Origin of the sequence: Shewanella inventionis, assembly GCF_014641855.1 — a bacterium.
In the GTDB taxonomy this organism is placed as follows: domain Bacteria; phylum Pseudomonadota; class Gammaproteobacteria; order Enterobacterales; family Shewanellaceae; genus Shewanella; species Shewanella inventionis.
The window spans coordinates 42,131-55,557 of record NZ_BMII01000012.1; the positions used below are offsets into that span (position 1 = coordinate 42,131).

A 13,427-nucleotide genomic window follows, 5' to 3' on the forward strand; every position below is an offset into this window, starting at 1 on the left:
TTAGTGTGACTGCTCCAAAGAACGATTCAAATAAATCAAAGGAATTAGCCCAACGATCACAATTACAATTGCAGCTAATGCACCATGCTCTAGCTTTTCATCAGACACAAATTGGAAAACATATGTTGCCAGGTTTTCAAAACCAATAGGGCGCAATAAGAGCGCTGCGGGTAACTCTTTCATACTTTCAATAAACACAAGTAATGCCCCAGCAAACATGCCTTTTTGCAATAATGGTAAATGCACTCGCCTTAATAATTGCCTTGGCGAATGCCCAAGTGTGATGCTTGCCATATCAAGTGACGGCGAAATTTGTTTATAACTGCTTTCTAAACTCCCTATTGCAATAGCAACAAAGCGCACACAAAAAGCAAATATCAGAGCAACAACACTGCCGGTAAATAATAAACCAGGGCCTTGTGAACCAAGCCATTGCATCACATCATTAATGGCAAAATCGATATAGGTCAACGGCACCAATACTCCGATGGCTAATACGGTTCCGGGCAGAGCATAACCTGTGCAACTGAGTCTCGATGCGAGGTGATCACTAGGGAGGGGGCTAACTCGCCTTAAAAACATTAATACAACCGCCAATAGCACGCAAATTACGCTGACAATTGCAGCAATATACAAGCTATTTAGGCTGTATTGCCAAAAGCGAATGTCCCAACTTTCATTGAAATAATCAACAGCATAGCGGCATAACACAATAAAAGGTAACAAAAAGGAAACAGTTAACAAGCTAAAACAATACGCCCAAGCTGCCCAAGCTTTAGTTGAGGTTAAACGATACCTGTCAGATTCATTTAGCCTAGCTTGTTTTTGAAAAAGCTGTTGTTTGCGTCTCGCAAAACGCTCGACACCGACCATGGCGAATACCACTAATAACATAATGGCAGACAACTTGGCCGCTGCGGTTAAACTGCCATACCCAAGCCAGGTATCGTAAACAGCGGTGGTTAATGTTGGGACAGCAAAGTAACTGACCGTTGCAAAATCAGCCGCAGTTTCCATGGCAACTAACGCGACACCCACAGCAAGCGCAGGCCGCGCCATTGGCAAAGCCAAATGCCAAAAACTCCGCCAAGGCCCGCAGCCCATGACTTTAGATGCATGTAACAAATTTGATGATTGCTCCATAAATGCTGTGCGGGCTAGTAAATAAATATATGGGAACAATACTAACGATAACACTATGGTTGCACCGCCTAGGCTACGAATGGCAGGAAAGTAATAATCGTGAGGCGATTGCCATTCAAACCAAGATCTAAAGGCACGCTGTACTGGACCTGCGTAATCGAGCATATCGGTGTAAACGTAAGCCACAATGTATGCTGGCATCGCTAAAGGCAATAGCAATAACCATTGAAAATAACGCCTTGCAGGGAACTCACAACGAGCTATCAGCCAAGCTGCTGGCACAGCGATGATCAGTGCACCAATGCCAACCAATAACATTAGCAATAGGCTATTGAAAATATAAGTGGGTAATACCGTGTTAAAAAGATGGGAGAATACCGCTTCGTCTGGCAATGTTGCCTGTACAATTAATGCCAACAGCGGTAGTAACAATAGTGCTGTAATCACATAACCAGTAAGCGACCAGCCTCTGGTTAACCCTAAAATCATAAAGTCTACCGAATTAATAACGGCACATTATTCCAATTAATAATGTGCCGACCACAAGATTACCTGTAAAAATTACAGATCAAATTTAACTTCATCAAGTAACTTCACAGCCGCTTGATGATGCTCTGCTAGTTTATAAATAGGTAAAGAGTCTGCTTTAAATTCACCCCAAGAAGCAACCAATTTAGAAGGCGCAACATCCGCTTTAACGGGATACTCCATATTAACCTCAGCATACATACCTTGGGCAACATTTGAAGTTAAAAACTCCATTAACTTAATGGCATTGTCTTTTTGAGGAGCATATTTTGCTAGAGCCATACCAGATACGTTAATGTGCGCGCCACGGTTTTGTTGGTTAGGGAAATTTATGTGTACCGCTTCAGCCCAACTCTTTTGGTTTTTATCCATCATCATGTTACCAAAGTAATAACTATTACCGATGGCGACATCACACAACCCTTCTTTAACTGCTAATACTTGGTCGCGGTCATTGCCTTGCGGCTTACGAGCTAAATTAGCTTTTACCCCTTCAAGCCATGTTTTAGTTTTAGCCTCGCCATCATGGGCAATCATTGAGGCAACTAGGGCAACGTTATAAGGATGTTTACCACTGCGCGTACAGATTTTACCTTTAAACTTATCAGAGGCTAAGTCTTGATAATCGATATCAATTTTACCGGTACGCTCTTTTGAAGAGTAAACGTTACGCACGCGCATCGTTAAGGCAAACCAGTCATTGTTTGGTGAACGATACTGGGCAGGAAGGTTTTCATCAATAATAGGGCTGCTGACTGAGCTAACAAGATCTTTTTCCACTAATTCCATTAGGCGTGAAAAATCAGAGGTTAACACCACATCAGCAGGAGATAAACGACCTTCTCGCGCAATACGCTCAGCAAGGCCATCTTTAGCAAATACCACGTTAACTTCAACACCGGTTTGCTCGGTAAACTTTTCTAAAATTGGCTCAACTAAAAATGCTTGGCGGTAAGAATAAACGGTTAAAGGATCTGCTGCGCTGGCCGAAAACGCCATGCTAGCTAACCCGAACAATACAACGTTATTGAGCAATCTCATTGTGACTCTCTCCTGTGACAAAGACTCATTAAGCCCTTTAAAATGTAAGTGATAATAATTATCAATTACATACATGATAAATAAACGTCACATTATGAGCAAGCGCTGTTTTATTTTTTTATCATTCAAGTTAACAAGGTGTACACGGGCAGCTATTGATACAGTGATAAAATGTGCATTTACCAATATTTTTCAACCGTAATTTGCCCTGGTGCTCGGCGTAAATTTTTTGATAAACCTTTTTCAATTAACACCGCTTGAGCATCACTAATCATACCCGGATTGCCACAAATCATTACTTGTGAGTGATCTACGCTAATCTCCAAGCCTGCTTTTTGTTCAATCAGGCCGTGGCTTAATCCGTCTGGGATCCGACAAGATAAGGCGTCAGGAAATGCTTCGCGAGTGACAATAGGAACAAAGACAAACTGCTGAGGATAGGATGTTTGCAAGTGTTTTATGGTATCAAGATACGCTAAATCCTCTGCCAAGCGGACCCCATAAACAAGCACCACTTTCTCAAAACGCTCCCAAGGTTCACTTGTAGCTAACATTGAAATAAATGGTCCAACAGCCGTTCCTGTCGACAAAAACCACAAATGTTTACCTTGCAATGCGCCATGAGGAATTTCATCTAAGGTCATAAACCCAGAAGCTTTTGGGGTTATTTCGATAGTATCACCTGGAATAAGGCTCTGTAGATCAGGCGATAGCTGGCCATCTTCAACTGCAACCGCGAGCACTTCAACATAATCACTACCGGGTGGATTAACTAACGAATAAGCACGAGCAACTCGCTTACCATCACGCATCTGGCTTAACTTAATAAATTGTCCTGCGGTAAATGGCTCGATATCGGCTTTAATACGCAAAGAAAACAATTTGTTGTTCCAGTCAATTCGTTTTAATACAGTACCGTTAATCCACATGGCGAGTATCCTTCTAGATTTGGCGATAAATAACAATACCAATCTATACAGATATTTGCTTAATTAACAGTCTAAGTTTATTTATGATATTTATCGCAACTTCTCAATGAAGGCGTAATACCACAGCGTAAAATTAAGCCTCTTGGGTTTCTGTATTAGCATCTAGTCTGTCTTGCGCAAACTGAGCTAGTTTTTGCTGAATTAATTCATAGGTTTGGTCAACACCAGCGGCAATATCACCTTCTAAAACCTTTAAACCTGACAAAATATCACTGGCTTCTTTAAAGCCTTGATCAATAGCATCGCCAATTTTCACCATAAAGGAGTTCACCTGCTCATCAAACCCCATTGATTGGTTTTGTTGCTGATGAGTCGAAAAAAACTGTGTCGCAAAACTCACGATACGATCAGCAGTAGCTTCTGGTGAGTAATCAATGCCTTCCTCTGCATTTTTTTGTACTGCATTTTCACCCATAGTAGGCGCAAGCTCTTCATTTATCGCTTCAATAGCAGCACGATAAAGCAGTGCCATCGATTTATCTCCTGCGGCAATGCTCACTTCTTCTTGTGCAGCTAAAATGCTGTTATTCATCATTTGGCGGCTAATCTGGCTGTTAGTCAATTTGGGCTCAACTGAAGTGTTTTTTACCGCTTGTTGATTACTGATGTTTTGAGTACTACTTGATGTATTCATACTCGTGTTATTCGTAGTCTTAATGTCCATAGCCTTAGCTCATTTAAAATAACCGGTAGCTTAATTATCGACCAAAAGAGCAATTTCTAAAGTGCTTCGGCCAGTTTTCCTAAGATAAATTTAGTCTACTGATTAATATCATCAATTTAACTTGCCCAAATTTATCTCTGCTAATATGTTAATCAGCATACCTTAATTAAAGGACTACAGCATGGCGCAACAACATTGGTTTATGTGGGGAATAGACATTTTTTCAGCACTGTTTTTAGTGTTGTTTTGGGTGTTACTTATTGCCGTGGTTTACATGTATATCGCCGATAAAATACAAACAAAGCAGGCAATCAGGCATAACTACCCCGTTGTTGGTCGCTTTCGTTATTTGTTCGAAAAACAAGGTGAGTTTTTTAGGCAATACTTTTTCTCACATGACCGTGAAGAGCTGCCATTTAATCGTGCTGAACGCAGCTGGGTTTATCGTGCCGCCAAAAATGTTGATCGTACCATCGCTTTTGGCTCAACTCAGGCCTTAGATAAACCTGGCACGGTTATGTTTATGAACTCCGCCTTCCCCATTAGTGATCATGACAAACATAAAACCGTGGCCGTTACCATTGGACCTGATTGCAAACACCCCTACATCACAGACAAAATTTGCCATATTTCAGCCATGAGCTTTGGGGCATTATCACGCCCGGCGGTGACAGCCCTCTCTCATGGCGCGGCTCAAGCCGGTTGTTGGCTAAACACAGGAGAAGGTGGATTAAGCCCTTACCACTTAAAAGGTCACTGTGATTTAGTTTTTCAAATCGGTACCGCAAAATATGGCGTACGCGATGATCAAGGCCATTTAGACCCACAAAAATTAGCTGACATCGCAGCTCATCCTGAAGTCAAAATGTTTGAAATCAAATTAAGCCAGGGTGCAAAACCGGGTAAAGGAGGCATTTTGCCCTCTGTAAAAGTCACCGAAGAAATTGCCGCCATCAGGGGGATCCCTGTCGGACAAGATTCGATTAGCCCAAATGGTCATCTGGAGTTGAATTGCGTAGCCGATATTATCGACATGATAAATCAAGTCCGTGACACCACAGGTAAACCGACAGGCATCAAAGCAGTATTGGGGGATATAGCTTGGGTAAATGAATTGTGTGATGAAATTGAACGTCGTGGTGTTGAGTCTGCCCCCGACTTTTTTACGCTGGACAGTTCAGATGGTGGTACAGGCGCGGCGCCACAAGCCTTGATGGATAATGTTGGGCTACCGTTAAAACAAAGCTTGCCATTGTTGGTTGATTTATTAAATGAACGCGGTTTAAAACAGCGGATCAAAATAATCGCAACGGGTAAATTAGTCATGCCCTCTTACGTTGCATGGGCGTTGGCAACGGGAGCTGATTTTATTGCATCAGCTAGGGGCAATATGTTTGCGTTAGGCTGTATTCAATCATTGCAGTGCAATAAAGACACCTGCCCAACAGGGATCACAACCCATAATACCCGTTTACAACAAGGATTAGATCCTAAAGATAAATCAACACGCGTTGCTAACTACAATCATTTTCTTCATTATGATTTAACCATGATAGCCCACTCTTGTGGGGTGACAGATCCCAGACACTTAACCCGGCATCATGCACGAATAGTTCAAACCACGGGGGTGGCCGTCACACTTGATAAACACTATCGCCATATGCAATAAATTAACAAGGAGTTATACTAATTAGGTAGTGCTAATCTAATGTTTTGCTGCAGGTTCACTTTGCCGAAAATAACAATAAGGTGTAGAATGATTGTTGATGTTGATCACATTAATTCTAACCAATGTGATTTAGGGACATTTGCAAGCCAAGGATCATATGTTAAAAGTTACATCAGAAAATATACCTGTGAATGAAAAAAGTCTCAGCGTGAGTTGTAAAAATTGCGATCGCATGATTGAGATCGAAGGCGAGTTAGTGTGTTTTGAACACGGTAAAATTAAACGCTTAATCCCTGATAACTCACCAAGATCTTTGATTAAAATGGTGTGTATTGGTTGGCGAAAAAAATAATTTTCTCGTTATCAACGCCAACCGTTTTTGCGTGTTTTTGCGTATTGTTCCCTCGTAATTAACTTTGAACCTATTTCATCGATTTATTTCATTGCACCATGATAACCCTACAGCCTAATACACCAAAATAGGTAGTGGTGATATTGCTATTAATACCGAAAAACAAGGCTCATCAGAGCGATAGCTGTCTCAAAAAATCAAATGCTTTGCTTGAATTACAAAGGACGAGTCTCGATTGAGACGCGTAAAACAAAAAACACCACTTAACATCTGCGTTGTTACTTAACAACACTTTCATTTTGCTGCTTATCAATAGCCTTCGCTAAAGTCAAACCACGAGTCGTTACTCTAACTCCAGCACACAAATCATTGTAAACAAGCTCAATCGCATCGTCTGACATATTTCGCGTTTTTAGCATTGCCATAATCGCAAACCAATCAGTTGTTACCTGATGCCGGGTGCCTTCAAGCGCCGCAATCAACGCAATATTATGCACAAGTCACCTCCATACATCGTTTTGTACCTTAAATTAATCACTGCAGCGACGAGTAATACCAATCAGGATAAATAAGTGATCATAGCTTACGTAAAAAATCGCTTAAAATAAGCCAGAAATCGCAGCGAGCGAGTGTTCTACCTTCAACATTTCTAACGAAGTAATAAGCGATGTTAACCAGTAAGAATGAACACATTCTTGTGCTGATTGGTATAAATTAGCTAAACATATACCAGTATAGCAAGTATGTTACCTTACTCATATTGCTGATAATAAGAATTTAAATCTTAGCGTCTTTCAAAAATGGGGGTTATTCGGCCTAGGCTCTCAATAACAAACGCCTTGCAATCAGTAAGGTTGCCTTAAATAAACTTGCAATAGGCTAACTATTGATGCCCCTGTATTGTGAGTCAAACACATGGCAAGCTTGAAAGCAGATCATGGTTAAGAGATTGATTTTTATGGCTAACAAAACATTTTCCCAAAGTTCAGCTAAACACTTAAAATAGCTCATAAAAAGCAAAGAGATAATTGCAATTAAGCCGAAAGTGGCCAGCAATTATCTCTCCCTCAAAAACCATGTTAAGCAAACTAATCAATATTGGCTTTAGCCGAATCACTTTGCTCATGCTGAATATGCCACAAGCGAGCATACAGACCTTGTTGAGCCAGTAAACTAGCATGAGTTCCATGCTCAACAATACTTCCTCGACTAAGGACCACTATTTCATCGGCATCGATAATAGTCGACAATCGATGTGCAACGACTAAACTCGTGTGCCCTTTGGCTGCATCACGCAGTGCACTTAAAATAGCCTGCTCTGAGTGAGAATCTAATGATGAAGTCGCCTCATCAAACACCAAAATAGGGGCACCTTTTAAAACTGCTCGAGCAATGGCAACCCGCTGTTTTTCTCCCCCAGACAATTTTAATCCCCTCTCACCAACTTTGGTGTCACCTTTATCGGGTAAAGAGTCGATAAAATCACTTAAATGGGCTAATTGAGTGGCTTGTTTAATTTCATCTTCTGTTGCATCAGGTCGACCGTAACGAATGTTCTCATAGATAGAGTCATTAAAAAGAACCGTGTCTTGAGGCACTACTGCAATCGCTTTGCGTAACGCCAATTGAGTCAGTTGCCTTACATCAATACCGTCAATGGTTATGGCACCACTATTGACGTCATAAAAACGAAATAACAGTTTAATAATCGTCGACTTGCCAGCTCCACTGTCACCGACCACTGCAATTTTTTTACCTGCGGGAACCTCAAAGCTCACCTTATTTAAAATAGGTCGTTTATCATATTGAAAGCTTACATCATCAAATTTTATGACTCCCACTGTTGGGCTTAATGATGAGGCGTCATCTCGATCCTCGACTTGCGGGACATTTGCCATAATGTCAAACATACGCTCAATATTAGCCAGCGCGCCACGTATTTCTCGGTAAACAAATCCTAAAAAATTGAGTGGAATAAATAACTGCATCATAAACGCATTAATCAAAACAAAATCACCAATGGTCATCATATCTAGACTCACCTGATGTGCAGCTAACGCCATCATTGCCGTCATCGCAATGGCAATAATCAGCGCCTGGCCACCATTTAGAGCAAGTAAAGACAAACGGTTTTTACGCTTAGCAACTTCCCACTGGGCTAAAGCATCATCGTAACGTGTTGATTCATATTCTTCGTTATTAAAATACTTAACGGTTTCATAATTTAATAAGCTGTCTATTGCACGAGTATTCGCTAACGAGTCAGCCTTAGCGGCATCGCGCACATAACCCGTTCGCCACTCAGTCGCCCTAATTGAGTAACCAATGTAAGCCATCACAGACACTAGCGTAATAAGCGCAAAATAGATGCCGTAGTTGAAAAAGAAAATCCCCACAACCAGGGTAATTTCAAGCAACGTAGGTACAATATTAAACACCATAAAGCGCATTAAAAAGCTCACACCGCTCGTTCCTCGCTCAATATCACGAGACAAACCACCAGTGCGGCGATCGAGATGAAAATCGAGATCTAATCTGTGTAAATGATCAAAGACTGCAAGACCAAGACGCCGAATCGCCCGTTCTGTAACACGGCCAAATAAGGTGTCACGAACCTCACCAATAATGACATTCAAAAAGCGCACTGCACCATAGGCAATAACCAGACCAAATGGCACAACTAAAATGGGTTCTACGGTTGATTTATCTAAGGTGTCAACCAAGTCTTTAAGGATAAATGGCAGGCTTACACTGGCTATTTTAGCAATAATCAAACACAACATTGCCAACAACACTCGGCCTTTAAACTCGATCAAATATGGCCACAACAATCGCAAAACATGCCAGTTTAATTTACCTACTGGGCCTTCGAAATATGCAGAAGGTCTCATCGTTACTCCAAGGCTCACTGCATCTTAGCAGTTATGGTTATCAGATTAATTACATTGTCTTATGAGAAGTCATTCTCTTATTAGACATTGGTCACATTCTACTTTATTAAAGCAAAAGACTCAGTATGCAATGTAATGTCACATACACAGCAGTACAACTTTAGACTTACTTTTTATGGATATGTATAATACATAACAACTACTTTTTAGTTTTTTTTCATCATTTGATGCTTTTAAACTCTAATTAGAGTTATTTCTGGAGATTTTATTTGATACTCTTCGGGTATAAAAAAGCGACTGTTTGCTTATTAGCAAACAACGATTTACAGTTTAAAGGATGCTTTATGTTGGATAGCACAAAAGGTCGTCAGTACCCACCATTACAACTAATACAAACTTGGGTATGGATGATGATCGAATCAGGGAATCCTGAATTACAAGATAAAGGCCGCAATAATCTTATTTCAGCCTTTGGAACCTTGGCAAAGGCTAATGAATATTTGGCCGAGCAGCTAAAAAAATAAGGCGCATTTGCGCCTTATTTTTTACCTAAATATCAGGCGTTTCTTCGCTGGATAACACTTTGATTTAATGTCGCCAGTAAGGTTTCAGTATCTTGCCAACCAATACATGCGTCGGTAATACTTTGCCCATAACATAACTCAACACCTTCAACTAAATCCTGGCGACCCTCAACTAAATGGCTTTCTACCATCACACCAAAAATTGAACGATTACCTGCAGATATTTGCCCAGCAACATCATCGGCGACTAACATCTGTTTCTTAAAGTCTTTACTGCTATTTGCATGACTAAAATCAATCATAATATTGTCTGCAAGACCAGACTTAACCAGCTGTGCAGAAATATCTTTCACATGTTCAGAGCTGTAATTTGGCTCTCTGCCTCCACGCAAAATAATATGGCAGTCTGGATTGCCTTTAGTTGATACAATTGCAGAGTGACCAAACTTAGTCACAGATAAAAAATGATGCGGCGCATTGGCAGCTCCAATCGCATCGATAGCGACTTTGATTGTGCCATCAGTGCCGTTTTTAAACCCCACAGGGCAAGACAAACCAGAAGAAAGCTCACGATGAACCTGAGACTCAGTAGTTCGTGCACCAATGGCGCCCCAACACATCATGTCTGCAACATATTGCGGGGTAATCATGTCTAAAAACTCGCCAGCTGTTGGCATACCATGTTCATTTAAATCTACAAGCAATTTACGGGCAGTTCTTAGACCGTCGTTTAACTGAAAGCTATTATCCATGTACGGATCATTGATTAAACCTTTCCAACCAACGGTAGTGCGAGGTTTTTCAAAATAGACTCGCATTACAATTTCTAATTGCCCTTTATATTGTTCACGCAATGCGACTAAACGCTGTCCGTATTCGAGAGCCGCAACAGGATCGTGAATAGAACAAGGACCAATAATGACCAACAACCTATCATCTTTACGAGTTAAAATTTGGTGGATATTGTTGCGAGCATTAAACACGGTTGCAGATGCATTTTCAGTTGCCGGAAATCGTTCTAAAATCGCAATAGGAGGCAGCAATTCTTTTATTTCGTCGATACGAATATCGTCATTTTGATAATACATAGTGGTTACAACTCCGGCAAACTACAATAACTCTGAATCCAATAGTTTGAAAACAGAAGATTTAATTCATAAATTGATATAAAAATGATTTGGCTACATCAGGAAAATGAACATGAATCTTCAATTTAACCAGTATCCATCGACAAATCAATCAAGTATTATTCATCACTGCCGATAACATGTAAGTGTGACTTAAATCGAGTATCCTTGATTTAAGAGTTCAATTTAACAGTCTTAGTGGGCCGCTCGATTTAGTGTCGACGGTAAATTCTTCGACACATGGCATATGTCATTTTTATCAACCCAATTTGCGTGCAACAAGGAAGTGAGCTACTCAATATACAAATAGCATCAGAAGGAAGTTAACGTTTGAAGTTTTGCCTTATTTTGTTACTCATTACACTTAGCTCGCCATTTGTTCAAGCCAAGACAAAGGTAAAAAATGAGGTCCTGTTATCAGAAAATACGCATCCATTAGTTGAACAGCATGCAGCACATTTTCAGCCGTTGCCATTTCCAGAACACATACAAATCAGTTTTTCTACAAGCAACAGTATTGCCCCCTATTTTTTTGAAGACAAACCACAGGGTGTGCAATATGAGTTATTAGTTGCAGCACTCAATCTCAGCGGGATCGCAATCCAAGAACTAGTACATGCGCCCAATTTACGAGCACAGCGCCTATTAAATACCAAAAAGGTCGATTGCATGATCAACACGCCCGACAACGTTGAAGGGATGTTTTATACACAAAGTTTAATTGAATACCAAAATAGCGTGTTTTCGCTGACAAAAAACCATTTAAAGATTAACGAAATCCAAGATCTCAAGACAATTTCTATCCTAGGGTTTCAAAACGCTAGACAATATTTAGGAGACGAATTTAAAGCCATTGCAACTGAGAATGCCAATTACAGCGAAATTTCAAACCAAAAAAGCCAAGTCGTTATGCTATTTAATGGCTATGTAGAATCGATTGTGCTCGAGCGACGCATTTTTGAATATTATCGCTATCAACTTAGACACAAACTCAACACCGCATTAGCTGTGACAGAAGTGGCACTGTTTGCCCCCGCTGAACGAAAAATTGCATGTCATAACCAGCAAACAGCAGCAATTGTCGACCAGGCAATAACAGTCTTAAAGCAATCCTATCAATATCAAGAGATCCTCAGTTTGGCTGAGCAACATAATTACCAACCCAATCAGCAATTCAACCAATTAACTCGATAATGGCTGTTAGCGCCGCATTGCCTGAAGTTTGCTCTGGTAGCGCTGCTTATTACTGACATCGCTTAATGCCAAGGCTCGTTTCAGATTTTTCTCTGCAAGGCGTTGCTCACCTGTAGCCCAATAAGCCCTCGATAATCCAAAATAAAACTCATGACGATAATCGGCTTTTTCAACAGCACGTTTATACCACACTAATGCATCCTGATACTGCTTATCAAAATAGGCTTGTTGAGCCATATCAAAATAATAAAAAGGATTATTTATTCGCGCCAGTTCAAGCACTCTATGCACTTGAGCCCATTCTTCTAAACGATCTTGCTCACCTAAAATGAGCGCCAAATTATACAAAGTAGATAAATCATTAGGGTCAACTTGTAACGCCGCACGATAAGCCTGCTCAGCTTCTTTACTGTAACCATTATGACGATAAATCACTGCAAGAGTATTAATCGCAGCTACATATTGAGGATCTAACTTAATGGCTTTTTTGACCAACGCATATGCACTGTCATAATCATTTTGAACCAATGCTTCGGCTGCAACATTGTTATAATACATTGCACTGAGTTGACGCTTGTTCACCTGTTTTTTCTTATACGCTCTTACCGATCGCTCTGGTAAAAAATCAACCAATAACTCTGAACCTCTCAAGAGTACAGTATGGGTATTTTCTGGCGGCATTAAACTTAAATTAACATGGCCATTCACCAAGAAAAATCCACCTCTGCGGTCCCAAACCGGCTCAACATCAATGTCATAAAATTCTACCGGCACATTAAGTACATCAGCCAAAGCAGCAGATAACACGACCAATGACATACAATTACCTTGTCGATTTAACGCGGTTTCACTGGCTGGACGAGTATAGTGATCACGGTACTCAAATCCACCAGCCTGGGCACCGATATACTGAGCTAGCCATTCATTAGCCAGCATATTTTGGCTTCTCAGAGTATTATCAGCCAAATATTGACGCCTAAACTTTGATACGAATGTTTCAGGTAATTGATATATATCATCGGTATCGATAGTCGATACCGGAGTAAAGTAATTATCGTAAAACAAGGTATTCACATCTATGCGCTGCACTTGAGATTGCGTGGATTGACAACCAGTCATGCAGATTAAAGCCGCAATGAAAAATATGGCAATTCTAAGTCCGTTTGGGAGTAGGCATAACGCCGTATTTGCAGTCCTGCTTGGGTGATTAAGCAACATAATTCAACCCTCAGTTAGAAACAAGCTATCTTAAAGCATAGTCAATAGACTGGTATTCAGCCACAAATGCACTGTTTTGGGGAGTAT

Annotated in this window: 12 protein-coding genes; 4 read left to right on the forward strand and 8 right to left on the reverse strand. The window is 40.6% G+C overall.

Annotated elements, in window-relative coordinates; genetic code table 11:
* The 4 genes from IEW93_RS08370 to IEW93_RS08385 form a co-directional block, all read right to left on the reverse strand.
* Positions 1–1,632: an ABC transporter permease gene (locus tag IEW93_RS08370; RefSeq protein ID WP_188738871.1), complete on the reverse strand. Its 1,632-nt coding sequence runs from the start codon at positions 1,630–1,632 to the stop codon at positions 1–3.
* Between the two features lie 72 nt (positions 1,633–1,704).
* Positions 1,705–2,712 carry an extracellular solute-binding protein gene (locus tag IEW93_RS08375; protein WP_188738873.1) on the reverse strand — a complete coding sequence of 336 codons (1,008 nt, stop codon included), beginning with the start codon at positions 2,710–2,712 and terminating at the stop codon, positions 1,705–1,707.
* 179 nt (positions 2,713–2,891) lie between these two features.
* A complete protein-coding gene (locus IEW93_RS08380) occupies positions 2,892–3,641 on the reverse strand; it encodes a ferredoxin--NADP reductase (protein WP_188738875.1) in 750 nt (249 codons plus the stop codon).
* Positions 3,642–3,774: 133 nt separating this feature from the next.
* Entirely contained in the window at positions 3,775–4,365 is a 591-nt protein-coding gene (locus IEW93_RS08385; protein WP_188738877.1) for a DUF5610 domain-containing protein, read from the reverse strand.
* Positions 4,366–4,546: 181 nt separating this feature from the next.
* Here IEW93_RS08385 and IEW93_RS08390 point away from each other — a divergent pair, with 181 nt between their 5' ends.
* A complete protein-coding gene (locus IEW93_RS08390; protein WP_188738878.1) occupies positions 4,547–6,034 on the forward strand; it encodes an FMN-binding glutamate synthase family protein in 1,488 nt (495 codons plus the stop codon).
* A 157-nt stretch (positions 6,035–6,191) separates the two neighbouring features.
* Positions 6,192–6,386, forward strand: coding sequence for a hypothetical protein (locus tag IEW93_RS08395; RefSeq protein ID WP_188738880.1), 195 nt, complete (start codon positions 6,192–6,194; stop codon positions 6,384–6,386).
* Positions 6,387–6,664: 278 nt separating this feature from the next.
* Here the strand turns inward: IEW93_RS08395 and IEW93_RS08400 are convergent, their stop codons facing one another.
* Both IEW93_RS08400 and IEW93_RS08405 read right to left on the reverse strand, forming a co-directional pair.
* Positions 6,665–6,883, reverse strand: coding sequence for a hypothetical protein (locus tag IEW93_RS08400; protein WP_188738882.1), 219 nt, complete (start codon positions 6,881–6,883; stop codon positions 6,665–6,667).
* Between the two features lie 591 nt (positions 6,884–7,474).
* Complete coding sequence (locus IEW93_RS08405; protein ID WP_188738884.1) at positions 7,475–9,277, reverse strand: ABCB family ABC transporter ATP-binding protein/permease; 1,803 nt, start codon at positions 9,275–9,277, stop codon at positions 7,475–7,477.
* 344 nt (positions 9,278–9,621) lie between these two features.
* Between IEW93_RS08405 and IEW93_RS08410 the strand changes: the two genes are divergently transcribed.
* A complete protein-coding gene (locus tag IEW93_RS08410; protein WP_188738886.1) occupies positions 9,622–9,801 on the forward strand; it encodes a hypothetical protein in 180 nt (59 codons plus the stop codon).
* 32 nt (positions 9,802–9,833) lie between these two features.
* On the opposite strand, the gene aroG is transcribed toward IEW93_RS08410, so the two are convergent.
* A complete protein-coding gene (gene aroG / locus IEW93_RS08415) occupies positions 9,834–10,889 on the reverse strand; it encodes a 3-deoxy-7-phosphoheptulonate synthase AroG (RefSeq protein ID WP_188738888.1) in 1,056 nt (351 codons plus the stop codon).
* Positions 10,890–11,258: 369 nt separating this feature from the next.
* On the opposite strand from aroG, the gene IEW93_RS08420 reads away from it, so the two are divergent.
* Positions 11,259–12,122 (forward strand): substrate-binding periplasmic protein, encoded by an 864-nt coding sequence (locus tag IEW93_RS08420; protein WP_223418760.1) that lies wholly within the window; start codon positions 11,259–11,261, stop codon positions 12,120–12,122.
* A gap of 6 nt (positions 12,123–12,128) precedes the next feature.
* Here IEW93_RS08420 and IEW93_RS08425 read toward each other — a convergent pair whose 3' ends face one another.
* Positions 12,129–13,241, reverse strand: coding sequence for a tetratricopeptide repeat protein (locus IEW93_RS08425; RefSeq protein WP_229706657.1), 1,113 nt, complete (start codon positions 13,239–13,241; stop codon positions 12,129–12,131).
* Positions 13,242–13,427: the final 186 nt, after the last annotated feature.

What these genes read in the sequence shown, in the direction of transcription:
- IEW93_RS08370 (WP_188738871.1), bottom strand. Translation starts at nt 1,632, where the DNA reads ATGATTTTAGGGTTAACCAGAGGCTGGTCGCTTACTGGTTATGTGATT.
- IEW93_RS08375 (WP_188738873.1), bottom strand. Translation starts at nt 2,712, where the DNA reads ATGAGATTGCTCAATAACGTTGTATTGTTCGGGTTAGCTAGCATGGCG.
- IEW93_RS08380 (WP_188738875.1), bottom strand. Translation starts at nt 3,641, where the DNA reads ATGTGGATTAACGGTACTGTATTAAAACGAATTGACTGGAACAACAAA.
- IEW93_RS08385 (WP_188738877.1), bottom strand. Translation starts at nt 4,365, where the DNA reads ATGGACATTAAGACTACGAATAACACGAGTATGAATACATCAAGTAGT.
- IEW93_RS08390 (WP_188738878.1), top strand. Translation starts at nt 4,547, where the DNA reads ATGGCGCAACAACATTGGTTTATGTGGGGAATAGACATTTTTTCAGCA.
- IEW93_RS08395 (WP_188738880.1), top strand. Translation starts at nt 6,192, where the DNA reads ATGTTAAAAGTTACATCAGAAAATATACCTGTGAATGAAAAAAGTCTC.
- IEW93_RS08405 (WP_188738884.1), bottom strand. Translation starts at nt 9,277, where the DNA reads ATGAGACCTTCTGCATATTTCGAAGGCCCAGTAGGTAAATTAAACTGG.
- IEW93_RS08410 (WP_188738886.1), top strand. Translation starts at nt 9,622, where the DNA reads ATGTTGGATAGCACAAAAGGTCGTCAGTACCCACCATTACAACTAATA.
- aroG (WP_188738888.1), bottom strand. Translation starts at nt 10,889, where the DNA reads ATGTATTATCAAAATGACGATATTCGTATCGACGAAATAAAAGAATTG.
- IEW93_RS08425 (WP_229706657.1), bottom strand. Translation starts at nt 13,241, where the DNA reads ATGACTGGTTGTCAATCCACGCAATCTCAAGTGCAGCGCATAGATGTG.